Annotated in this window: 22 protein-coding genes; 14 read left to right on the top strand and 8 right to left on the bottom strand. The window is 61.4% G+C overall.

Going from position 1 to position 21,572, the window contains the following annotated elements; translation table 11 throughout:
* Genes FHK92_RS00535 through FHK92_RS00515 form a run of 5 tightly spaced genes read right to left on the bottom strand, consistent with a single transcriptional unit; the run spans window position 1 to window position 5,033 of the window.
* Complete coding sequence (locus FHK92_RS00535) at window positions 1–882, bottom strand: branched-chain amino acid ABC transporter permease (RefSeq protein ID WP_181286298.1); 882 nt, start codon at window positions 880–882, stop codon at window positions 1–3.
* Window positions 879–1,649: an ABC transporter ATP-binding protein gene (locus FHK92_RS00530; protein WP_181286297.1), complete on the bottom strand. Its 771-nt coding sequence runs from the start codon at window positions 1,647–1,649 to the stop codon at window positions 879–881. The genes FHK92_RS00535 and FHK92_RS00530 overlap by 4 nt, the downstream gene beginning before the upstream one ends.
* A complete protein-coding gene (locus FHK92_RS00525) occupies window positions 1,646–2,608 on the bottom strand; it encodes an AMP-binding protein (protein ID WP_181286296.1) in 963 nt (320 codons plus the stop codon). Before FHK92_RS00525 ends, FHK92_RS00530 begins: the two co-directional genes overlap by 4 nt.
* Window positions 2,609–2,612: 4 nt before the next feature.
* Window positions 2,613–4,031, bottom strand: coding sequence for an LLM class flavin-dependent oxidoreductase (locus FHK92_RS00520; protein WP_181286295.1), 1,419 nt, complete (start codon window positions 4,029–4,031; stop codon window positions 2,613–2,615).
* A 54-nt stretch (window positions 4,032–4,085) separates the two neighbouring features.
* On the bottom strand, window positions 4,086–5,033 hold the full coding sequence (locus tag FHK92_RS00515) for an ABC transporter substrate-binding protein (RefSeq protein WP_181286294.1): 948 nt from the start codon (window positions 5,031–5,033) through the stop codon (window positions 4,086–4,088).
* A 302-nt stretch (window positions 5,034–5,335) separates the two neighbouring features.
* Here FHK92_RS00515 and FHK92_RS00510 point away from each other — a divergent pair, with 302 nt between their 5' ends.
* The 5 genes from FHK92_RS00510 to FHK92_RS00490 all read left to right on the top strand — a co-directional run bounded on the left by FHK92_RS00510 (window position 5,336) and on the right by FHK92_RS00490 (window position 8,881).
* Window positions 5,336–6,328, top strand: a complete 993-nt coding sequence (locus tag FHK92_RS00510) for an aliphatic sulfonate ABC transporter substrate-binding protein (RefSeq protein ID WP_181286293.1) — start codon at window positions 5,336–5,338, stop codon at window positions 6,326–6,328.
* A 63-nt stretch (window positions 6,329–6,391) separates the two neighbouring features.
* Window positions 6,392–7,237: an ABC transporter permease gene (locus FHK92_RS00505; RefSeq protein WP_181286292.1), complete on the top strand. Its 846-nt coding sequence runs from the start codon at window positions 6,392–6,394 to the stop codon at window positions 7,235–7,237.
* Window positions 7,238–7,240: 3 nt separating this feature from the next.
* The gene (locus FHK92_RS00500; RefSeq protein WP_181286291.1) at window positions 7,241–7,954 is read left to right on the top strand and encodes an ABC transporter ATP-binding protein; all 714 of its coding nucleotides are present in this window, start codon (window positions 7,241–7,243) and stop codon (window positions 7,952–7,954) included.
* Between the two features lie 121 nt (window positions 7,955–8,075).
* Complete coding sequence (locus FHK92_RS00495; protein ID WP_181286290.1) at window positions 8,076–8,237, top strand: hypothetical protein; 162 nt, start codon at window positions 8,076–8,078, stop codon at window positions 8,235–8,237.
* 53 nt (window positions 8,238–8,290) lie between these two features.
* The gene (locus FHK92_RS00490) at window positions 8,291–8,881 is read left to right on the top strand and encodes a helix-turn-helix domain-containing protein (RefSeq protein ID WP_170866797.1); all 591 of its coding nucleotides are present in this window, start codon (window positions 8,291–8,293) and stop codon (window positions 8,879–8,881) included.
* Window positions 8,882–9,105: 224 nt separating this feature from the next.
* On the opposite strand, the gene FHK92_RS00485 is transcribed toward FHK92_RS00490, so the two are convergent.
* Entirely contained in the window at window positions 9,106–9,615 is a 510-nt protein-coding gene (locus FHK92_RS00485; RefSeq protein ID WP_181286289.1) for a hypothetical protein, read from the bottom strand.
* 504 nt (window positions 9,616–10,119) lie between these two features.
* On the opposite strand from FHK92_RS00485, the gene FHK92_RS00480 reads away from it, so the two are divergent.
* The 3 genes from FHK92_RS00480 (at window position 10,120) to FHK92_RS00470 (ending at window position 14,181) form a co-directional block, all read left to right on the top strand.
* Window positions 10,120–10,590: an HD domain-containing protein gene (locus FHK92_RS00480; RefSeq protein ID WP_258232527.1), complete on the top strand. Its 471-nt coding sequence runs from the start codon at window positions 10,120–10,122 to the stop codon at window positions 10,588–10,590.
* Between the two features lie 189 nt (window positions 10,591–10,779).
* Window positions 10,780–11,220, top strand: coding sequence for a hypothetical protein (locus FHK92_RS00475; RefSeq protein ID WP_181286288.1), 441 nt, complete (start codon window positions 10,780–10,782; stop codon window positions 11,218–11,220).
* Window positions 11,221–11,250: 30 nt separating this feature from the next.
* A complete protein-coding gene (locus tag FHK92_RS00470) occupies window positions 11,251–14,181 on the top strand; it encodes a DUF4132 domain-containing protein (protein ID WP_181286287.1) in 2,931 nt (976 codons plus the stop codon).
* Window positions 14,182–14,211: 30 nt separating this feature from the next.
* Here FHK92_RS00470 and FHK92_RS00465 read toward each other — a convergent pair whose 3' ends face one another.
* Window positions 14,212–15,378, bottom strand: a complete 1,167-nt coding sequence (locus FHK92_RS00465) for an MFS transporter (RefSeq protein ID WP_181286286.1) — start codon at window positions 15,376–15,378, stop codon at window positions 14,212–14,214.
* A 95-nt stretch (window positions 15,379–15,473) separates the two neighbouring features.
* On the opposite strand from FHK92_RS00465, the gene FHK92_RS00460 reads away from it, so the two are divergent.
* Window positions 15,474–16,367, top strand: coding sequence for a LysR family transcriptional regulator (locus tag FHK92_RS00460; RefSeq protein WP_181286285.1), 894 nt, complete (start codon window positions 15,474–15,476; stop codon window positions 16,365–16,367).
* A 22-nt stretch (window positions 16,368–16,389) separates the two neighbouring features.
* On the opposite strand, the gene FHK92_RS00455 is transcribed toward FHK92_RS00460, so the two are convergent.
* Entirely contained in the window at window positions 16,390–17,181 is a 792-nt protein-coding gene (locus FHK92_RS00455; protein ID WP_181286284.1) for a GntR family transcriptional regulator, read from the bottom strand.
* A 250-nt stretch (window positions 17,182–17,431) separates the two neighbouring features.
* On the opposite strand from FHK92_RS00455, the gene FHK92_RS00450 reads away from it, so the two are divergent.
* The 5 genes from FHK92_RS00450 to hisM all read left to right on the top strand — a co-directional run bounded on the left by FHK92_RS00450 (window position 17,432) and on the right by hisM (window position 21,546).
* Window positions 17,432–18,445 (top strand): SIS domain-containing protein, encoded by a 1,014-nt coding sequence (locus FHK92_RS00450; protein ID WP_181286283.1) that lies wholly within the window; start codon window positions 17,432–17,434, stop codon window positions 18,443–18,445.
* Window positions 18,446–18,447: 2 nt separating this feature from the next.
* Window positions 18,448–19,302, top strand: coding sequence for a PfkB family carbohydrate kinase (locus FHK92_RS00445; RefSeq protein ID WP_181286282.1), 855 nt, complete (start codon window positions 18,448–18,450; stop codon window positions 19,300–19,302).
* Window positions 19,303–19,363: 61 nt separating this feature from the next.
* Complete coding sequence (locus FHK92_RS00440) at window positions 19,364–20,134, top strand: ABC transporter substrate-binding protein (RefSeq protein WP_181286281.1); 771 nt, start codon at window positions 19,364–19,366, stop codon at window positions 20,132–20,134.
* A gap of 24 nt (window positions 20,135–20,158) precedes the next feature.
* The gene (locus FHK92_RS00435; protein ID WP_181286280.1) at window positions 20,159–20,845 is read left to right on the top strand and encodes an ABC transporter permease; all 687 of its coding nucleotides are present in this window, start codon (window positions 20,159–20,161) and stop codon (window positions 20,843–20,845) included.
* Window positions 20,845–21,546, top strand: a complete 702-nt coding sequence (gene hisM, locus FHK92_RS00430) for a histidine ABC transporter permease HisM (protein WP_181286279.1) — start codon at window positions 20,845–20,847, stop codon at window positions 21,544–21,546. Before FHK92_RS00435 ends, hisM begins: the two co-directional genes overlap by 1 nt.
* Window positions 21,547–21,572: the final 26 nt, after the last annotated feature.

Genomic DNA, 21,572 nt, shown 5'->3' with positions numbered 1-21,572 from the left:
TCATACCCGTTCAATGATCCGGTCGCCGAACAGGCCGGACGGACGGATGTAGAGAAAAATCAAGGCGAGGAAATAGGCGAACCAAGGCGTGATTCCACCGCCGATCAGCGGGCCGATATAAGCCTCGGCGAGGTTCTCGGCGGCACCGACGATCAGCCCGCCGACGATGGCGCCACCTATAGAGGTGAAGCCACCGATGATCAGCACCGGCAACGCCTTGAGCACCACCAGCGACAGCGAGAACTGCACGCCTTGCCGCGCGCCCCAGAGCAACCCGGCGACCAGCCCGACCACCCCGGCCACGGCCCAGACGATTTGCCAGATGCGGTTGAGGTTGATCCCCAACGAAAGCGCCGCGCGGGTATCGTCGGCCACGGCGCGCAGGGCGACACCGATGCGGGTCTTGTTGAACAGCAAGGCCAGCACCGCCACCGTCAGCCCCGACACGCCGGCGGCGATCACGTCGAACTGGCTGACCATGATCTCGCCCACGAACAGCGGGACATCCTCGATGCCCAGGTCCAGCGCATGCACCTGGGCGCCCATCAACCCTTGGGCGAGGCCTTCGATGATGAACGACAGGCCAAGGGTGGCCATGAACAGGGTGATCTGCGATCGGTTGACCAAGGGACGCAGCACCAGCCGCTCGATCAACAGTGCGCCGACGATCATTACCAGCACCGTCGACACCAACGCGAGGGCGAAAGACAGGCCTTGCTCACGCAAGCTGACGAAGGTCAGCGCGGCGAACAGCAGCATGGCGCCCTGGGCAAAATTGAACACGCCGCTGGCTTTGTAGATCAGCACGAAACCGATGGCCACCAGGGAATACAGGGTGCCGGCCAACAGCCCGCCGACCAGAGTTTCCAAAAAGAAATTCATGAATGCGAGGCCCCCAGGTAAGCGGCGATCACATCGGGGTTGGCCTGCACTTGCGCGGGCGTGCCGTCACCGACCTTGCGTCCGTAGTCCAGCACCACCACATGGCTGGACAGCCCCATGACCACCTGGATGTCGTGCTCGATCAGAATCACCGTAGTGCCAAGGTCGCGATTGATATCGGCGATGAAGCGGCTCATCTCCTGTTTCTCCTCGGCGTTCATGCCGGCCATGGGTTCGTCGAGCAACAACAGGGTCGGCTGGGCGATCAGCGCCCGGCCCAGCTCCACGCGTTTCTGCAGGCCGTAGGCGAGGCTGCCCACGGCGACGTCGCGCCAGGCCTGCAATTCGAGGAATTCCAGCACCCGCTCGGCCCGCTCGGCAAACGCCCGCGCCTCGCGCCGGGCACGCGGCAGGCCCAGGGCCTGTTCGAGAAAAAACGTGCGCTGGAAGCGCGACAGGCCGGTGAGCAGGTTGTCCACCACGCTCATTTTCTTGAACAGCGCGTTGTTCTGGAAGGTCCGGCCAATCCCGAGCCGCGCCGCCTTCAGCGGATGCGGACGGTGCAACGGTTCGGCGGCAAAGAACAATTGGCCGGCGTCGGCCCGATAGACCCCGTTGAGGATGTTCAGCAGCGAACTCTTGCCCGCCCCGTTCGGCCCGATCAAGGCGCAGATTTCGCCAAGCCTGACACTGAACGAGAGGTCGGAAATCGCTTTCACGCCCCGGAACGACAGCGACACATTGCGCACCTCCAACAGCGCACTCATGCCGCTCGCTCCAAGTATTCCTGCAACCATGCCGGGCCGCGCAGCACGGCGTTTGCGGTCGCACTCGGCACCTCGATCCGGCGCAGCCGCTGGAACCCGAGCAGGTGCCGCACCCGCGCCTTGAGCCAGCGTCTGAAGCCACGGCGCGGATCATCCAGGGTCCATTCGCACAGCCGCCGGCGCCAACTGCCCGGCGTCGGCAGCCGGGCTTCTATTTCCGCCGCCAGCGATTCGACTCGCGCAGCGGACAGCAGCAAGGCCGTCGGGGCGATCTCGCGGCGATCGCGGCTGGCCGACTCGCGGTTTTCCGGGAAGGCCAAGCCTTCACCGCCCTCCAGCCAGCGACGGAACAGGTGCCCCAGCCCGTCACGCCATTCGGTGCCTTCATCGATCCACACCACCGCGTCGTCGGCAACCTGACCCCATCCTTGGCGCTGCGCTGTCGGCGCCTCGGCGACAAACAGCACCGACAGCGATTGCACCTGCCACAAGCCGCGGCGTACCGCGTTGGCCTGGGCTGAATACAAGCGCAGCGACCAATCTTCATCCAGGCCGCATTGCAGCCAGTGCGACACGCTTTCCCGGCGCTGGACAAAGGCGAACGCTGGACGGATCAAACGCAACTGGCGTCGCAAATCCTCACCTTGGCTGTCGCGGTCGATCACCACGCTGTGCCCGCCTAACTGACGCGCCGCCAATGCCAGGATCAGCAGGCTCGGCTCGAAGGCGCCACTCAATGCCAACCGCGCCCCCGAGGCAAACCCCTGTTGGCGCAGGCCATCGCAGACACGCTCGACCTCGCGTTGCACATCGATCCACCGCCAGGCCTTCCACACGCCGAGGCGTCGATGGCGCAAGGCGATCTGCGTCGGCCGCTCCCTGGCCCAACGTTGCAAAGCGACCAAGGCGTTGTCCGTCACGCTTTCAGGCAGTGGTGCATTGAGTTCGAAGAGGCTCATGCGCTTACTCCTCATCCACCAAGGCCGGCTCGGCGATACGGGCGCGCTGGGCCAGTCGATTCAAGTCCCGATAACCGGCGCCCGGGTGGTTGGCGGGCAGGCGCGGGCCGTCGCCAAACAGCTTGTCGCGCAGGGTGCCGGGGCGGTATTCGGTCTTGTACGCGCCGCGCTGTTGCAACTCGGGCACCAGCAGTTCAACCACATCGCGGAAGGTTTCATGGGCCAGGACGTAGGCCAGGTTGAAGCCGTCCACATCGGTTTCCTCGACCCAGGCCTGCAACTCGTCGGCGACGGTTTGCGCACTGCCGACGATCAACGGGCCAAAGCCTCCGATGCCGACCCAATCGGCCAGTTCCTGGACGGTCCATTGCTTGTCCGGGTCGGCGGTCGAGAACGTCTCCACGGCCGACTGAATGGCGTTGGTATGGATGTGCTTGAGCACCTGGTCGGGCCGGTACTGACCGAAATCGATGCCGGTCCAGCCGGAAATCAGCGCCAGCGCGCCCTCGTAGCTGCTGTAGGATTTCAGTTCCTGCCACTTGGCCTGCGCCTGGGCGTCGGTCTCGTCGACGATCACCGTTTGCAAGTTGAAAATCAGCACCTTGCGCGGATCACGCCCGGCCTCGGCGGCACGTCGGCGGATATCAGCCACGGTCTTTTTCAAGATGACCTTGGACGGCGCCGCGACGAATACACATTCCGCATGCCCTGCGGCGAAGTCCTTGCCGCGACTCGATGCTCCCGCTTGATAAAGCACCGGCGTGCGCTGCGGCGATGGCTCGCACAGGTGGATGCCCGGCACCTGGAAGTGCTTGCCCTGGTGACGGATCTCATGGACTTTGCTCGGGTCGCTGAAGATGCCGCGCTCACGATCGCGCACCACTGCGCCCTCCTCCCAACTGCCTTCGAACAGTTTGTAGAGCACCTCAAGGTATTCATCGGCGTAGTCGTAGCGCGCATCGTGATCGCTCAGCGCCTTCTGCCCGAGATTGCGCGCCCCGCTGTCGAGGTAGGAGGTGACAATGTTCCAGCCGATCCGCCCTTTGGTCAGGTGGTCCAGCGTGGACAGGCGGCGAGCGAAGGGATAGGGATGCTCGAAGGTCAACGAGGCGGTCAGACCGAAGCCGAGGTGCTCGGTCACCAAGGCCATCGGCGTGATCAGCGCCAATGGGTCGTTGACCGGGACTTGCGTCGCCTGACGGATAGCGGCATCGCCGTTGCCGCCGAGCACGTCATAGATTCCGATCACGTCGGCGATGAAGATGCCGTCGAACTTGCCGCGCTCAAGCAGCTTGGCCAGGTCGGTCCAGTAATCGAGGTCTTTGTACTGCCAGGCCCGGTCCTTGGGGTGTCGCCAGAGACCCGGAGATTGATGGCCGACGCAGTTCATCTCGAAGGCGTTCAAACGAATTTCACGTGGCATGGAAACTCCTGCTCGATGGATTCAGCACCACGTCCGGGCGCTGCTCATCGGGTCTCAGTGGTTAAAGGCTTGGCTGAAGGACGTGTCGATAATTCCAGCAGTGGCCAGCGGTGCCGGCAGGGCCTTGACCTTGAACAGGAAGTCCGCCGTGCTTTGCAGATCCGAGGCAGCCTGCTGGTCCACCGGACCGACGCTCATGTGAACCTGGCGCAACCAATGGCGTGAGACCTCCTGATCGAGGTTGGCTTTTTTCGCCCATAGGTCGGCGTATTGGTCGGTGTGGTTGTCGACCCAGGCGCGGGCCTGTTTCACGCGGCCAAGGAAATCGGCGATGGCTTCGCGCTTGCTGTCGATGGCCGGCGCCGAGGCGGCAATGGCGCTGAGGCCGGGCATCAGGTTCTTCGCCGTCAGGATCGGCCGGGCGCCGGAAAACAGGATCTGTTGCGAGATGTAGGGTTCCCACACCGGAAAGGCGTCGATGCTGCCCTGGGGCAAGGCGGCAGCCGCATCGATGGGCATCAGCTTGATGAACTCGACATGGTTATCAGGCAAGCCAGCCTGTTCCAAGGCGCGCAGCGTCAGTTGCTGGCTCCAGGCACCGGGCCAATAGGCGACCTTCTTGCCCTTGAGGTCGGCGATGGTCTTGACCGGTGAATCCTTGGGCACCAGGAGCGCAATGGTGTCCGGGTTCTGCCGCGAGACGCCGATCAGCTTCACCGGTGCCTGCTTGGCAGCGAGGAACAGAAAGCCCGAGTCGCCGAGAAAACCCAGGTCCAGGTCACCGGCATTCAGCGCCTCGGCCAGGGGCGCAGCGGCTTGGAAGTGTTTCCAGTCGACGCGATAAGGGGCGCCTTCCAGCACGCCCGACGCCTCCACCGAAGCCCTGACGTTGTAGTAGTTCTGGTCGCCGACGTGCAGCACCAACGGCTCGCCAGCTTGGACCAGAGGTGCGGCGAACAATGTGCCGATAAGCAGACGGCGCAGGGATTGGATGAACGTCATGACAGCATTTCCTGAATGATTTTTTAGAACATAACGCTCCTATCAATCCCTTTAGAAATTCTTTTAGGGCATAAGCTCATAGTCGTAATTCATCCAATGTTCATGGGGCAACAGCACCGCAACAGACTGTTGCCCGATCAACATTTTTTCTGATGCTTTTCACGGTTCAGCGCCCATTGCTGGGCCTTTCCGGACTGTGGCACAGAGCCTGCAATATTCCTTTCAAGCGCGATCTTCTCTCGCTGTCCGATCTTTCGGAAATAAGAACATTGCCTTCTCGCCGCCTTGTCTGGAGCTGTTCCATGAATCCCGCCCTCCGCTTCTCCCTGGCCCACGCCAGGCACCTGTTCAGCGCCTGCGCCCTGGCGCTGGGCCTGCCGTCCATGGTCCTGGCCGCCGAAAGTCCCCCGGCCGAAGTGCACCTGGACTACGCCTATTACTCGCCGGTCAGCCTGGTGCTCAAGCACTTCGGTTATCTGGAAAAAGCCCTGCCGCAGACCAAGGTGAGTTGGGTCTTGAGCCAAGGCAGTAACCGATCCCTGGAATACCTCAACAGCGGTGGCGTCGACTTCGCATCGTCCGCCAGCCTCGCCGCAGTGCTGAGCCGGGCCAACGGCAGCCCGATCAAGTCGGTGTACGTCTACAGTCGGGCCGAATGGACCGCCCTGGTGGTGCGCAAGGATTCGCCGTACCAGACGGTCGCCGACCTCAAGGGCAAGAAGATCGCCGCCACCAAGGGCACCGATCCCTACCTGTTCACCCTGCGCAGCCTGCAACAAGCCGGGCTGAAAAAAGACGATGTGGAACTCGTCCACCTGCAACACCCGGACGGCCGCACCGCGCTGGAAAAAGGCGACGTCGACGCTTGGGCCGGTCTCGACCCGCATATGGCGGCCAGCGAAGTCCAGGCCGGATCGCGCCTGCTGTATCGCAACCCCGCCTTCAACAGCTATGGCGTGGTCAGCGTCACGGAGAAATACGCGCAGGAGCATCCGCAGACCATCGACACCGTGCTCGCCGCCTACGAGCAGGCCCGGACATGGTCGGTGGAGCATCCGCAGGAGTTGGCCAAATTGCTGGCCGACGAATCCGGACTGCCGCTGGAGGTTGCCAAGCTGCAACTGTCACGCACCGACCTGGGCAGCCCGCAGTTGAGTGCCAAGGATGTACTGGCTTCCAAGGCCGCCGCGCCGATCCTGGTCTCCGAGGAACTGGTACGACGCGGGGTGAACGTCGATCAGGTGATCGATCAACTGCTCGACACCGGCCGCCAGCAAGCCGTGGCCCGTCAATAACCCCTAGGCCAGGCGACAACCGATCCGCGCCTGGCGCGGATTCGGCATTGCCGGAGAATCGCCATGAGCAGCAACAGCAAAGACCTCTCCAACCCGCACCTGGCCCTGCCCGCACCGGACAAAGCGCCGCTATTCGATTCCGATCACTGGCGGCTGCGCCTCAAGGGCTTGGCCCTGCCGGTGTTGATCATCGTGTTCCTGGAGATCATCGTGCGCATCGGTTGGCTGCCCGCCTACCAGATGCCGGCCCCCAGCGAGATCGCCCTGACCCTCGGCGACCTGGCCGAAGGCGCCTTGTGGAAGCACATCAGCGCCAGTCTGCTGCGGGTGCTGCTGGGCTTTGCCATCGGCGCCAGCCTGGCCTTGGTCTTCGCCGCGTGGGTTGGCTTGAGTCGGGAAGCCGAAGCCTATCTGGAGCCTACCTTCGCGGGCTTGCGCTCGATCCCAAGCCTGGCCTGGGTGCCGTTGCTCCTGTTGTGGCTGGGCATCGACGAAACCTCAAAAGTGGTGCTGATCGCCATCGGCGCGTTCTTCCCGGTATACCTCAATGGCGTGGCAGCGATTCGCAACATCGACCGCAAGTTGGTGGAAGTCGGCCACATGTACGGTTTCAACCGTCGCCGCCTGGTACGACGAATTCTCCTGCCCGCCGCCCTGCCCGGCCTGTTCACCGGATTGCGCAGCGGCATGAGCCTGGCCTGGATGTTCCTCGTGGCCGCCGAACTGATCGCCGCGACCAAAGGCCTGGGCTATCTGCTCAGCGACGGCCGCGAAATCTCGCGCCCGGATATCGTGCTGGCAGCGATCATCGTGCTCGCCGTGCTGGGCAAGCTCAGCGACGGCATCCTCGCCGGCCTGGAAAAACGCTTCCTGGCCTGGCGCGACACCTTTAACGGCACCGAGGACTGAACCATGCCCCACGCCCTGCTGGATATTCACGTGGCGCGCAAGACCTTCGCCACCACCACCGTACTCAACGATATCCACCTGCAACTGCAACCTCGGGAGACCGTGAGCCTGCTGGGCCCCAGCGGCTGCGGCAAAAGCACCTTGCTGCGCATCGTTGCGGGCCTGGAAAAAGACTTCGAAGGACAACTGCTCAGCCACACCGAACAGCTGGCCTTCGTGTTTCAGGAAGCGCGGTTGATGCCTTGGCTGACCGTGCAGCAGAACATCGGCTTCAGCGACGATGACCATTACGACAAAGCCTGGGTCGCGCAGTTGATCGAAGAAGTTGGCCTAAGCGGTTTTGCCGACGCCTTGCCCAAGGCGTTGTCCGGCGGCATGGCGCAACGTGTGGCGATTGCCCGCGGCCTGTATTCGCGACCAAGGGTGCTGCTGCTGGACGAACCCTTCAGCGCCGTGGACGCTTTCACCCGGATGAAACTGCAAGACCTGTTGCTGCAACTGGCCGAGCGTCACGCCATCGCCCTGCTGCTGGTGACGCACGACGTCGACGAGGCGCTGTACCTGAGCGATCGAGTCATGGTCATGGACAACCGCCCCAGCCGCATTCGCCAGGAACTGGCGGTGCAACTGCCGCACCCGCGAGATCGCCGCGACCCGTTGCTGGCTCGGCTCAAGGCATTGGCCCTGACTGAATTGCATCGGGCTCATGTGATTTGATCGGGGCACTTCGCTAAGCATTTAAAAGCATTAATAAATAAACAATCAGTATTTATGGTTATAAAGATAACCACGTACTCTCAGCACATCCCGCCCATCGGTCACGACAGTGAAGTGCCTTATGAAACCGACTGACAACGTTATCGACTTCGTCCAATTCCGCAAACGCAAACAGGCCCAGCAACGGGCCCGGGCCATGTGGGAAATGTACGCGCGTAATGCCGGTTACCAGGCGTTCCAGTGGGTCCAGGCATCCCAGCCAACCGCGACGTACCAGGCGTGAGCGCCCAGGAACCCTCGCGCTTTTTGGCGAGCACCGACGAACCCGAAGTGGATCTGAACAATCTGGAAGCCTTGGATGAGGATCCGATCTGCGAACGGGTTGCGCAAAACCTGCAACGCCTGCGCGGCAAGCGACACTTGTCCCTCGACGCCCTTGCTCGCCAGTGTGGGGTCAGCCGGGCCATGCTCGCCCAGATCGAATCCGGACGCAGCGTGCCGTCGATCAAGGTGCTGTGCAAGATCGCCAAAGGCTTGAAGGTATCGGTCGCCGCGTTCCTTGAGCACCGGGCATTCGAAGGCGTGGCGGTGCTGTCGGTCAGCCAGAGCAAACGCCTGGTCAGCGCCAGTGGTGCCTTCGTCAGTCGCGCCCTGTTCCCGTTCGACGTGGCACGCCAATCGGAGTTCTACGAACTGCGCCTGGGCCCCTTGGGCGAGGACCAGTCCGAAGGGCACGGGCCTGGTGTCCAGGAGAACCTGGTGGTGTCCCAAGGTGTGCTGGAAATCAGCGTCAACGACGAGCGCTACTTGCTTTCCACGGGCGATTCGATTCTGTTCTACGCCGACCAGCCGCACCGTTATCGCAACCCGGCTGATAGTGAAGCGGTGGCGTATCTGGTGGTCACCTATCCGGAACGCCTGGACTGAAAAAGCCCGGCATCAACGCCTGATGCTGTTCAAGGCAATCGACAAACCCGTGGCGAGGGAGCTTGCTCCCGCTGGGCTGCGAAGCGGCCCCAAAACCTGCCAGATGCGGAACATCAGAAACACCGCACCTGCCGATTTACGACTGCTTCGCAGCCGAGCGGGAGCAAGCTCCCTCGCCACAATAAATTCGTGCCCGCCTCAGGAGCGAACCCACTCGGTTGTCATCAGCAGGTGCAGCACATCATCGGCATGCCATTGCAGCTCATCATCATCGGCATGCCGCAGTCGCCCATCATCTTCATCATCAAGGCGCAGCAGTTTTTCATCATGTCCATGTTCATGCCGGCCATCGGCATGACTTTGCACATCATGCAATCCGCCATCACCGTGCATTCCATCACGCACTTCATCGACGGCATCGGCATGCCCATCATTGGCATTGGCATCATCATGCTCGCCATCGGCATGGCCATGCTCGCCGGGGACATGCACATCATGCTCATGTTGCCGCAGTGCATCATCATCGGCATGCCGCAGTTCATCATCATCTGCATCATTTCGGCGTTGTTCTTGAACATGGCCATGTCCATGCCGGCTGCGGGCATCATCTTGCACATCATGCCGTCGTCCATCATTTCGCAGGTCATGGTCGCCATCATCATCGGCATGCCCATCATCGGCATCATCGGCATGTTGGCGTTCATCGGCATTGGCATCTGCATGGCGTTCATCATGGTGGTATTCCCTATACGTTCGAGAGTTGGACAAGCTGATGGGGCGGATTCTAAGGATTGGCCCAAGCCCGACAAGATGGCGATCGAACAGCGGGAATCAACGTTCAAGCAGGCTTACCGGAGTGACGCGCGCCAAGCCCTCTGTCGCTGCATGCCCTTCGCTTTCATTGCAGACAGTTGTTGAACCACAGCGTCGATTCCCCGGTCATGGATATGCCATCCAACGCTATATAAATAACCGTAAGAAATAATCGATCTAGACTTGGACTCAAAGTGTTCAGTCACTAAAGAAATGATGCAGGGAAACAACCATGACGGAGCTGCAACATAGAGGCGATAACCTCCCAGCGTCTGATGACATGAGTTTCGCCGCCTGGACTCGTGTCTGGGCGGAGCTTGGCGTCAAAATGCGCACCGCAAGAGACCTATGAACAACTCATTCGACATTATTGCGAGCCACACCGTGTTTATCACAACCGCCAGCATCTGGCTGAATGCCTCCAAGTGCGACGACTCATCAACGCCGCCTGCCAAGCCCCCGCCGAAGTTGATCTCGCGCTATGGTTTCATGACGCGATCTACGACCCCCTTCGCTCCGACAACGAGCTGCGCAGTGCGCAGTGGTTGGACGACGTGGCACGTGATAACGGACTGGACGAGGAAACACGACGCAGGCTTTACGAGCTAGTCATGGTCACTCAGCACAACTGTGCCCCTGCGACGGCAGATGAAGCGGTGCTGGTGGACACGGATCTGGCGATCCTGGGGGCATCGTCCGAACGTTTTGAGGAATACGACCAGCAAATCCGCCTTGAATACCAATACGTGCCCCCGCCTGTGTACCGTCAGAAGCGGCGCCAGGTCCTGGAGCGTTTCCTGGCGCGCGAGCGTATCTATACGACCCCCTCGTATTTCGAGGCATTCGAGCAGCAGGCACGGGCAAATCTTGTACGGGCTATCCCCCGCCTGTCGTAACGCTGTGCTTTTAAGCCAAACGAAGGCCCCGTGGCGAGGGAGCTTGCTCCCGCTAGGCCGCGAAGCGGCCCCATAACTGCCAAATGCGGAGCTTCAGATACACCGCACCCGCCCAACTCATGTTTCCTGCAGGCCGGTATATGCTAACGTGCCATCCGCCCGGCTGGTCTGGCTTGCAAGGAATGCGTCATGGAGTTCGTGGTTCATAGCTATTGCCTGAAAGGTGCACGCCAAGAGCCTTTGCTGCCACCTGTCACCCTGACTCCGTCCTCGTTGACCTTGACGGTCGCCGAGTTGATTCGCCTGGCCGTTGCCGAGCAGATCGCCGCATTGTTGGCTCAGCACTCGCGGCAACAAGAGTCGGTGCGTGAACTGCTCGACCGCCAATACCTGAGCGAGCGGGACATTCTTCAGCAAGCCAGCGAAGGCGCGATAGCCATGCCTCAAGCCAGCGCGTCTCTGGATTTGGATGTCGGCGTTGAGGCCGAGCGAGCCTTGAAGGGCTTTGAAACCCGTGCGTTCCGCATTCTGCATAACGGCGTCATGCTCCAGAGGCTCGATGAGTCGATTGAATTGAGCGCGCCGTCCACACTCGCGTTTATCCGCCTGCTGCCGCTGATTGGCGGTTGATCCTCGTCGCTCGCTCCCTCGGATACCCTCATGCAATCACGCCGTCCTTTGCCCGAACAAGCCACGCGCCTCGCTGCACTGCGAGTATTCTGCGACAGAGCGCTGGATGAGTATCCCGAGCTCAGCCCATATGACCAATTCGCACCCGACTTCTGGGACGGCATCGACGTTCTGCGCATCGCCGAGGACTGGGTCAGGCAGCATCCCGAGGATGGACCCGAAGCGCTGGCTGACGGTCTTGTGTTCCCCACCGTTTGGGACGACCTGGAGGACCTTCGCGATCAGCAGCGCTACGGCCTGCAATATCGAATCTGCGATGCCTGGATCACCGCCCACCCGGACACTTATGCGCTAGGGCAGATTGGCGCGCGGCTGCAGCACATGCTGCAATTTGCCCTCGAAGACAGTGACTATCCATTACCCACTGACGAAGATGGCCCCGCCTATTACCGCAGAAGCCCGGACCAGGCCTGGGCCTTGCCTGACGTCCAAGCCTGTATCCATCGCTTGAGCAACTACCCGTCCACCCCAACCTGGCAGACCTTCGCCGGATGGTTGCTGGATGGCAGCTGGAATCGCGAGCAGCCCCCTTCAGCGCCTGGGGAAGAACAACGGAAAATCGCTGACGCCTATATCTACGTGCATCAGGAAATCAAGCGCATCGCCTTGGGCTTGGTGGAAGCAGGCCGCCTCGATTACCCCCGCTTCGTCCGCGGGGCCAATACCTGGGGCAGCGCCATGATGTTCTACGCAGCCGACGCCGGGTTGGACAGCGATGATGTGGACCCGGATCGGTACACCCACGAAGCATTCGGTGAGGAGGACTCAAGCGATGAGAGTCCCGAAGACGAGGACGTCGATGATGAGTCGTTCCAGAATGATGATCTCCCCAATGAGGAACGCGCACCCGTGCACCCCGAACTGGCAAGCTTCACCGTTCGTTATGTCGAGGAAGCCTTGGCTGGATTGCCCGATAACGCCGAGAAGCTGGCTGACATCTTCCGTTCGGTAGAGGTGTATGACACCCGATGGATGCTGCAGGCCCTGGCGGTCATCGAGCGATTGGGCGCGACGCCCGATGACTTTTTCGACCGTTTCGGCGATACCGCCGCGGTGCTCGAACGTTTCCTGCTCCTTCAGGAGTTGTCCGAGGACCAATCGGCAGCACTGCTCGCCGCGCTGACCGACTTTTCCAGAAATACCCTGCTGACCGCCCTGCCCTATGCAGGACACGCCAGCCGCGTGGTGCTCGACGCGCTCGGTTGGAGTGATCTGCAAGCCTTTCAGCGCGAATATTTGAGCATTGCCCTGGCACCTCGGTCCGGATGGGGCACCGACCTGCCCAATACGCTTGATGAAACGGTGGGCGTGGTGGACCGCTACCTGCTGGACAAGGCGCTGGCCGAGGCGGACCCGGAGCACTTGCGCGACTACCTCGTGGCACTCAAACATTCGCACTGGGCGTTTCCCGAGACGCGTGTGCTGCTCGACGCGTACCGAGGCATCGGTCGACCGGCATTGGAAAAGAAATTGGCCCGACATGCACAGTCGGCCATGCGCATCTATGGCGTGCTGCCTGTCATGGATTCGGATGATGTACGCCAGCGCTATCTGACGTTGAAAAAATTGCACAACGAGGTGCGCAAATACGGCGCTCAACGACAGGCCAACTCCCACGCAGCGGTGCAGGCGGGATTGGAAAACCTGGCGCGTGTCGCTGGCTACCCCTCGGCGATTCGCCTGGAATGGGCCATGGAATCGGAGATCGCCGAATCCGCCCTGACGGCTGTCACCATCGATGGCTATGACGTCACGATCGTCATCGACGGCTTGTCGCCGATATTGCACATCTGCAAAGCCGCAAAGACACTCAAGACCGCACCGCCTGCGATTCGCAAACACGAAGACTTCATCGCCCTCAAAACGCAGCAGACCCGGCTCAAGGAACAGATCGCACGCTTCTGCAGAACATTGGAAACGATGATGAGCAGCGGCGAAACCCTGGCGTTGGCGGAGCTGAAGCCGCTGTTGAAAATGCCTGCGGTTCGCCTGCTGCTGGAACAGCTTATCGTGCAGGTCGACGACACTGCGTTGGGCTGGCTCGATGCCGCAACGCTGACCGTGACAGACCTCGAAGGCCGCCGACGCGTGGCCGAGAAGCACCTGCGTATTGCTCACCCTTTTCACCTGTTCACGGCAGGACAACTGTCGGCCTGGCAGAAAGAAATAGTGACCCTTCGCCGCGTGCAGCCATTCAAACAAGCCTTTCGCGAGTTGTACCTGCTGACACCGGCTGAGCGAGAGACCGCTTTGTGGTCCAACCGATTTGCCGGCCACCGCCTCAAAGGCAAAGTAGCCGCCCGGTTGTTGCAGGTCCGCAATTGGTCGACCTCAAGCGTCGAGGACATCTATTACGAGAGCAAAGAGCATGGCATTTACGCCCGGTTCAATTTTCTGGATACCGGCCACTACCTCTCCGAAACAGAGCACTTTACCTTCGACAGGATCGCGTTCCACCGCGACCGCAAAGCGATCCCCCTTGAGCAGGTACCGCCGCTGCTGTTCTCGGAAGTCATGCGCGACGCCGATTTGCTGGTCTCCGTGGCCTACGCTGCGGACGGCTACACCACCAGCAACGAAACCTTGCAACGACGCGCCGAACTGGTCGGCGAATTGATCCAGGGGCTTGGGTTGCAAAACGTCAGATGTGACGGGCATTTCCTGCACGTCACCGGCCAGCGCGCCAACTACCGCATTCATTTGGGCAGCGCAGCCATCCATATCGAACCCGGCAACTACCTGTGCATCGTGCCCGTAGACGTCAGCGCCGAAGCGTTCTACCTGCCGTTCGCCGATACCGACAGGAAAATGGCCGAGGTACTGAGCAAGATGTTCCTGTTGCTGGACGATAGGGACATCACTGATAGCCAGATATTGGAGCAGATACAGCGCGGCGGTTGATGCCGGTCTTCGGCAGTGCGGCAGTAAACTTCAAACCGCCGCAGCCGCAACCATTCTGGAACGCCAGGCGAAAGCCAACACCATCAACAACCCCAGACCCGCCATTGCCGCGCCAGCCAGGGAAATCGCCGGATACCCCAGCCCCGCGTTGATCACCGCGCCGCCCAGCGCCGCGCCAATCGCGTTGCCGAAGTTGAAGGCGCCGATGTTCACCGCCGAGGCCAGGTTAGGCGCGTCCTTGGCGGCTTCCATCACGCGCATCTGCAAGGGCGGCACCAAGGCGAAACTGGCGATACCCCAGATCAGGATGGCGATCGCCGCCGGGAGCGGCCAGCGCATCAGTGCGGTAAACGCCAGCAGGACGAGAATCAGCACGCTCAGCGAAACGATCAGGGTGCGGTCTATCGAGCGATCCGCGGCCTTGCCGCCCCACATATTGCCCAGCGTCAGCCCCACGCCGAACAGCACCAGCATCGCCGTGATGAAAGTGGCGGAGGCATGGGTCTCGCTGCTCAGGATCGGGGCGATATAGGTGAAGACGGTGAACATCGCACCCGAGCCGACCACGGTCAGGGCCAACGCGCCCAACACCGGGCCACGGCCCAGTACTCGAATTTCGGCCAGCACGCCGATGCTTTGCGGCGCCGGCACGTTGGGCAAGGCGAACCACAGCGCAGCCATCGCCACTACGCCCAGACCGGTAATTCCCCAGAATGCCGTACGCCAGCCGAACAGTTCGCCAAACCAGGCGGCCAGCGGCACGCCGCCGATCGTCGCAAGGGTCAGGCCCATGAACATGGCTGCGACCGCCCCGGCGCGTTTCTGCGGGGCGACCACGCTGGCCGCGACGATGGAGCCTACGCCAAAGAACGCGCCGTGGTTCAGCGAGGTCACGACCCTGGCGACCATGAGGCTGTAGTAGTCGGTTGCCAGCGCTGACATCAGGTTTCCCAGGGTGAAAATCGCCATGAGTCCGATCAGCAGGTAGCGCCGGGGAATCCTGCCGGTGGTCAGGGTCATCAGCGGCGCGCCGAGCAGTACGCCCAGGGCGTAGGCACTGACCAGCAGGCCGGCGGCGGGAATGGAAACGCCGAGATCCGCAGCGATCCCCGGCAACATGCCCATGGGAGCGAACTCGGTTACGCCGATGCCAAAGGCACCTATGGCGAGTGCGACAAGTGGTGGATTGATACGCATTGGAAGACTCCTCATCTATGCGGCAAATGCTACGATGCGGTCCTCTTTGGCGGTAGATAGCCTTTCCTGCAAACACCTTTGCGTACGGAGCACAAATGGACGTCAACGGCAGATCGGGTGAAATGGCTGTGTTCGCCACAGTGGCGCAGGAAGGCAGCTTGTCAGCCACCGCGCGTGCGTTGGGGCTGACGCCCTCGGCGGTCAGCCGGATCATCGCGCGAACCGAACAACGTCTCGGCACCCGCTTGCTGTTGCGCACCACACGAGCGATCACGTTCACCGTCGAGGGCGAGGCTTACCTGCGCGGCGCCCGGCGTATCCTGGCCGACATGGCCGAGGTCGAAGAAGCCGTTGCCGACCAAGGCGTACCCAAAGGCCGTTTGCGGGTCAGCGCCGCCCTCGGCCATGGACGACAGACAATCGTGCCTTTGGTGGCCGCCTTCAGCGCCCGCTACCCGAACATCGTCGTCGACCTCACCCTTGGCGACGAAGTGGTCGACATTCTCGGCGGCCAGGCCGACGTGGCGGTGCGCTTTGGTCATCTGCCCGACAGCCCGCTGACCGCGCGCCGGATCGGCGACACCGGCCAAGTGGTGGTGGCTTCGCCCGACTATCTGGAGCGCCACGGCACACCCCAGGAACCGGAAGACCTGCTGCGCCACAACTGCCTGCGCTTCAATTTCCGTCGCGCCGAACCCAACTGGCCGTTCATTCGCGACGGCAGGGAATTCTCCCTGAAGGTCAGCGGCAACATCGAATGCAGCAGCGGCGAGGCGCTGGCACAACTGGCACGACTCGGCGCGGGTATCGCCCGTATCGGCGAGTTCACCGTAACCAAGGATCTGCAGCGCGGCGACCTGGTGCCGCTGTTGGATACCTGGAACCCTGGGGACCGGGAGCCGATCCATGCGGTTTTCGTTGGAGGGTCGGCAATGCCGGCGCGGGTGCGGGTGTTCGTGGATTTTTTGCTGGAACATCATCGGATGTGAGCGCCGATCATTTTTTTGAAAATCAATGATCGCAATGCAGGCTATTGACCCGACTGTCCGCCAGTTTGAACACCACGCGTTGGGGATGGTTGATCGAAACCAGATACTCCACCGGCTGTCCTTGGCGGTCAAAGATCACACCTCGGTAGACCAGCGCGGCCGTGCCGGGCTCGACGTCGAGCAAGCGGGCCTCCTGGTCGCTCATCGTGGCGATGCTCAGCGTGCCCTCGTCACTTTCCATTTCGATCTGGTAGCGCGATAACAGCAACGCATACAACGAGGCCCCTTCGATCAGGTCTCCCGCCACGAGGTCCGGTGCGCGGGCTGCTGGGATGTAGCTGGTCTCTATGCAGAATGGCTTTTGATCCACCGTGCGCAGTCGCCTGATGGTCAGCAACAGATCGCCTTCCTGGATCTTCAGCAGTCTCGCCACGCGGGCACTGGCCTGGGTTTGTTCGAAGTAGAGCAATTTACTGCCCGGCCTGGCCCCCGCTTGTTCGACCACTTCGGCGATGCCTTTGCGCGCGACGGTATTGAGTGGCCGCTCGACGCCCGGACCGGTCACAAAGGTGCCGCGGTTGCCACGGCGCTCCAGTACCCCGCGATCGATCAGCGTTTGCAAGGCCTTTCGCAGCGTCATCCGGCTGATGCCCAGGTGCTCGGCCAGGTCCCGTTCCGCCGGAATCCGTTCACTCGGCCCGAACTCCGGGCGCTCCAGCATTTCCAGCAGGGCCTGGACGGCCTGCCAGGCCACCTGCTTGCGTTCGGGCGCCAGCAGGGCCACGTCGGAGGATTTGGAAGGACTAACTTTCATGGTCTACATCCTGGATTTATTTTTCTGTGCAACGGCGTGCCAACAGTACCCACTGAAACCATCGCAAACCCGCCAGCTTGATAAGCAGACCAAATAAACGGCCCATTGCCAACCTTGAGAACCGCGCTGGCAGCGCATTAGACCACGGAGAAAAAATCTTGTAATGGTATTTTTGGTGGTATAGCTTTTGGTCTACATGGTGATCATGAACCGCAACATGAACACCGCAACAAAGCCCCCAGGAGCTCACATGGCGATCCAGTTCAACCGGGAAGCATTCACCACTTCCTTGCAGCAATCCGTGCAAATCGTCGACGACGCGCAGCAATTCGGCCAGGAACTGGCCACGCGAATCGACCGCATCTACTTCGTCAGTTGCGGTGCGCCCAACCGCATCATGCTCGGCTTGCAATACTGGCTGGAGCGCTACAGCCACACACTGGAGGTACGCCGTTATTTCCCCGCCGACTTCATGGACATCGATCCGCCGCGCCTGGATGAACGCACCTTGGTGGTCCTCGCCTCCAAGTCCGGGACGACCCAGGAAACCATCGCCGCCGCGCGTTTTCTGCAGGACAAGCCCTGCCTCACCGTCGGCGTGACGCAAACCGCCGAGCTGCCGTTGGCCCAGGCTGTTCAACATTGCTTTTTGCTGGGACGTACCGATGAGGCGTACTTCGGTTGCTTCATGATCCTCCAGGCACTGGTTGGCGGGATCCTGGCCAAGCGTGAAGGCTGGCCACTGCTGGACAAGCTCACTCGCTCGCTCAAGGCCCTGCCGCAGGCCCTCGCCGACGCTGCGATCAATAACGACCGGCGCGCCACCGAAGAGGCGCGCCTGTATAAGGATGATCGCGTGATGTACTTCCTCGCGTCGGGCCCGATGTTCACCACCGCCTATGTATTCGGTGTCTGCGTGGTGATGGAAAGCCAGTGGTTGCATTGCCTGCCGGTGGAAGCTGCAGAGTTTTTCCACGGCCCGTTCGAAGCCATCGACGCCACCACCCCGCTGCTCCTGCTGGTGGGCGAAGACCCCAGCCGGGCGCAGATGGAACGTGTCGTGCGCTTCTGTCAGCGATACACCGAACGCGTCATGGTCTATGACGCCAAGGATTTCCCAATGGAAGGCATCGACCCGGAAATCCGCGCCATTGTCGCGCCCTACATCGTCGGTATCGCCGTGGAACGTATCGCCGCTCATCTCGCGGTCTGGCACCAGCAGCCGCTGACGACGCGCCGCTACATGTGGAAAACGGAGTACTGAGCATGGCCAGCCTGATCGCGGTCGGCGACAACACTGTGGATGTTTATCTGGACCGGAACATCGAGTATCCCGGTGGCAACGCACTCAACGTGTCGGTGTTTGCCGCCCGGCTGGGGGCTCGCAGCGCCTATCTGGGCTGCGTTGGTCATGACCGGCACGGCCAGTACCTGCTCGATTGCCTGCAACAGGAAGGCGTCGATGCATCCCATTGCAGAGTGCTGGTGGGAGCCAATGGCTGGGCCTGTGTCGACAGTATCGACGGGGAACGGGTATTTCTCGGCAGCGATTCGGGTGTCTGCCACCAACTGCGACTCGATGGTGGCGACTTGAACTATCTCGCGCAATTCCCGCTGGCCCATAGCAGCCTCTATAGCGGGCTTGAGAACCAACTGGCGCAGATCCGCCAGGCCAGTGGCTGCCTGTCATTCGACTTCTCGGACAACTGGATCGAGTTCGATTGGCAAGCGTTGATCCGGCACGTCGACATCGCCTTTTTCTCGGCGGCCCACCTGTCGCCCAGCGAAGCCCGTGAACTGGGAGATTCGATGCGGGCGCTGGGCCCGGCAACGGTGGTCATCACCCGCGGCGCCCAGGGCGCGCTCGCAGTCGATGCACAAGGAGTGCATGAGCAGGCTGCGCGGCCCTGCGCGTTCATCGACAGCATGGGTGCTGGCGACGGCTTTATCGCCGCGTTCCTGCTGGCATGGCAAGCGCGGCACAACCTTGCCGAGTGTCTTGCACGAGGTGTCGATTATGCCGGTCAGGTGTGCGGCTGGACCGGTGGCTTTGGCCACGGACAAGCCGTGGACGACCAACGCGCTCGACAACTGAAAAACGCCTTGAAGACTCAAGGCTGATGCGTGCTGCCCGGGCCCCGTCCCGGGACGCTTCTACCAACCTGTCGTGGATACCCTGTCGATGAAAAAATGTCTGATCGGTTTGATGCTCGTGGCCAGCCCGCTGATGACCTGGGGCGCCAGCGAAGAGCTGCGTTTCGGGGTCGACCCCACCTACCCACCGTTCGAGTCCAAGCGACCGGACGGCTCCCTGACAGGTTTCGATATCGAGTTGGGCGAAAGCCTGTGCAGCGAGTTGCAACGTCGTTGCGTCTGGGTCGAAAACGCCTTTGACGGCATGATCTCGGCCCTTAAAGGCAGGAAGTTCGACGGCATACTTTCTGCGCTCTCGATCACTGAAGCGCGCAAAGCCGAGATCGCCTTCTCCGACACCCTGTACGACACCCCGGCACGCCTGGTGGCCCCGCAAGGCAGCCAACTGCAACCGACGGCCGAATCCTTGCGCGGCAAGCGCATCGGCGTGCAGCAAGGCAGCGTGTTCGAAGCCTATGCAAAACGGATGTGGGGCCTCAAAGGCGTGGAAGTGGTGCCGTATCAAAGCAGTGACTTGACCTATTCGGACTTGATCAATGGTCGCCTGGACGCGGCGTTCGACGATGCCATCGCCGTTTCCGAAGGCCTGCTGAAGAAGCCTATCGGCAAAGGCTTCGACTATGCCGGCGAGGTGGTCAAGTCACCGGAGATCTTCGGTCCGGGCACTGGCATCGGATTGCGTAAAAACGATACCGCCCTCGCTGGGGAAATCAATCAGGCGCTCGAACGGATCCACCGTAACGGCACCTATGAGCGCATCGCCAGGAAATACTTCGACTTCGACATCTCGCCGAAATAATCCATCCGTGCGGAGCCCGAAAGCATGTTTCTCGAAGGGTACGGTTATCTGATTTTCCAGGGTGCGTGGCTGACCGTCCAGGTCGCCACCTGGGCCGCCTGCGTCGCCATCGTGCTTGGCCTGCTCGGCGCCTTGGCGAAACTCTCGCCGGTGGCGCCGCTGCGGCTGGTCGCGACGGTCTACACCACGCTGGTGCGCAGCGTTCCGGACCTGGTCCTGATGCTGTTGATCTATTACAGCGCGCAAATCGGAATCAACCAGATAGCCCAGGCGTTCGGCCGGGAATCGTTGCAGTTGAATCCCTATGGCACCGCGATCGGTACGCTGGGATTCATCTACGGTGCCTACTGCGCCGAAACCTTTCGCGGCGCCTTCAGGGCCATTCCGTTTGGCCAACTGGAAGCGGCTCGGGCCTATGGCATGAGCCATTGGCAAGTGCTGCGGCGGATCCGCTTGCCGCAAATGATGCGGTTCGCCTTGCCCGGCATCGGCAACATCTGGCAAGTGCTGTTGAAAAGCGCAGGCCTGATTTCGCTGCTGGGCCTCAATGACATGGTCCAGGTCGCCAAGCAAGCGGGTAACGCGACCTCACGGCAGATGTTCTTTTATCTGGTGATCGCGGCGATCTTCCTCGCCTTTGCGATCCTCTCCAGCCTGGCCCTCAAACACCTTGAACGACGCTACAGCATCGAACCGCAGCGGAGCGCGTAATGATCGAGATACTGAAAGAGTTCGGGCCGAACTTCCTCTGGTCCGACGGTTACCGCTGGAGTGGCCTGTCCGTCACCTTATGGCTGTTGGTGACATCGGCCATTATCGGTCTGGTCGGGGCGATACCCCTGGCGCTGGTTCGTACTTATGGCAATCGCTGGCTGACGTTGCCTGTCCAGTTCTACACCTTGGTATTTCGTGGCACGCCGCTATTCGTGCAGCTGCTGATCATCTACAGCGGCCTGGCCAGCCTGAGCCTGATCAGGGAGTCGCCGAGCCTGTGGTGGTTCTTTCGCGACGGCATGCATTGCGTGATCCTGGCGCTGGCCTTGAACACCTGCGCCTACACCGTCGAGATACTGGCCGGCGTGCTGCGCACCACCCCACGCGGTGAAATCGAGGCGGCGCTGGCCCTGGGCATGACCCGCCGCCAATTGTTCGTCCTGGTGCTGATCCCGAGCATGCTGCGCCGGGCACTGCCGGCCTACAGCAACGAAGTGATCTTCGTCCTGCACGCCACGGCCATTGCCTTCACCGCCACCGTTCCCGACATCCTTAAAATCGCTGCCGATGTGAACGCCGCCACCTTCAAGACCTTCCAGGCCTATGGCATTGCCGCCCTGCTCTACATGCTGTTGGCGTGCGCGCTGGTGGGTGTATTTCGATTGGCCGAGCGCCGTTTGTTGGCTTATCAGCATTGAACAGTCTGGGGGGCTGGCTTGCGTCC

It is taken from the genome of Pseudomonas brassicacearum subsp. neoaurantiaca, assembly GCF_013608025.1.
Taxonomy (GTDB): domain Bacteria; phylum Pseudomonadota; class Gammaproteobacteria; order Pseudomonadales; family Pseudomonadaceae; genus Aquipseudomonas.
The sequence above is the reverse complement of the archived record's forward strand: the minus strand, read 5'-3'. Positions and strand labels throughout refer to the sequence as shown.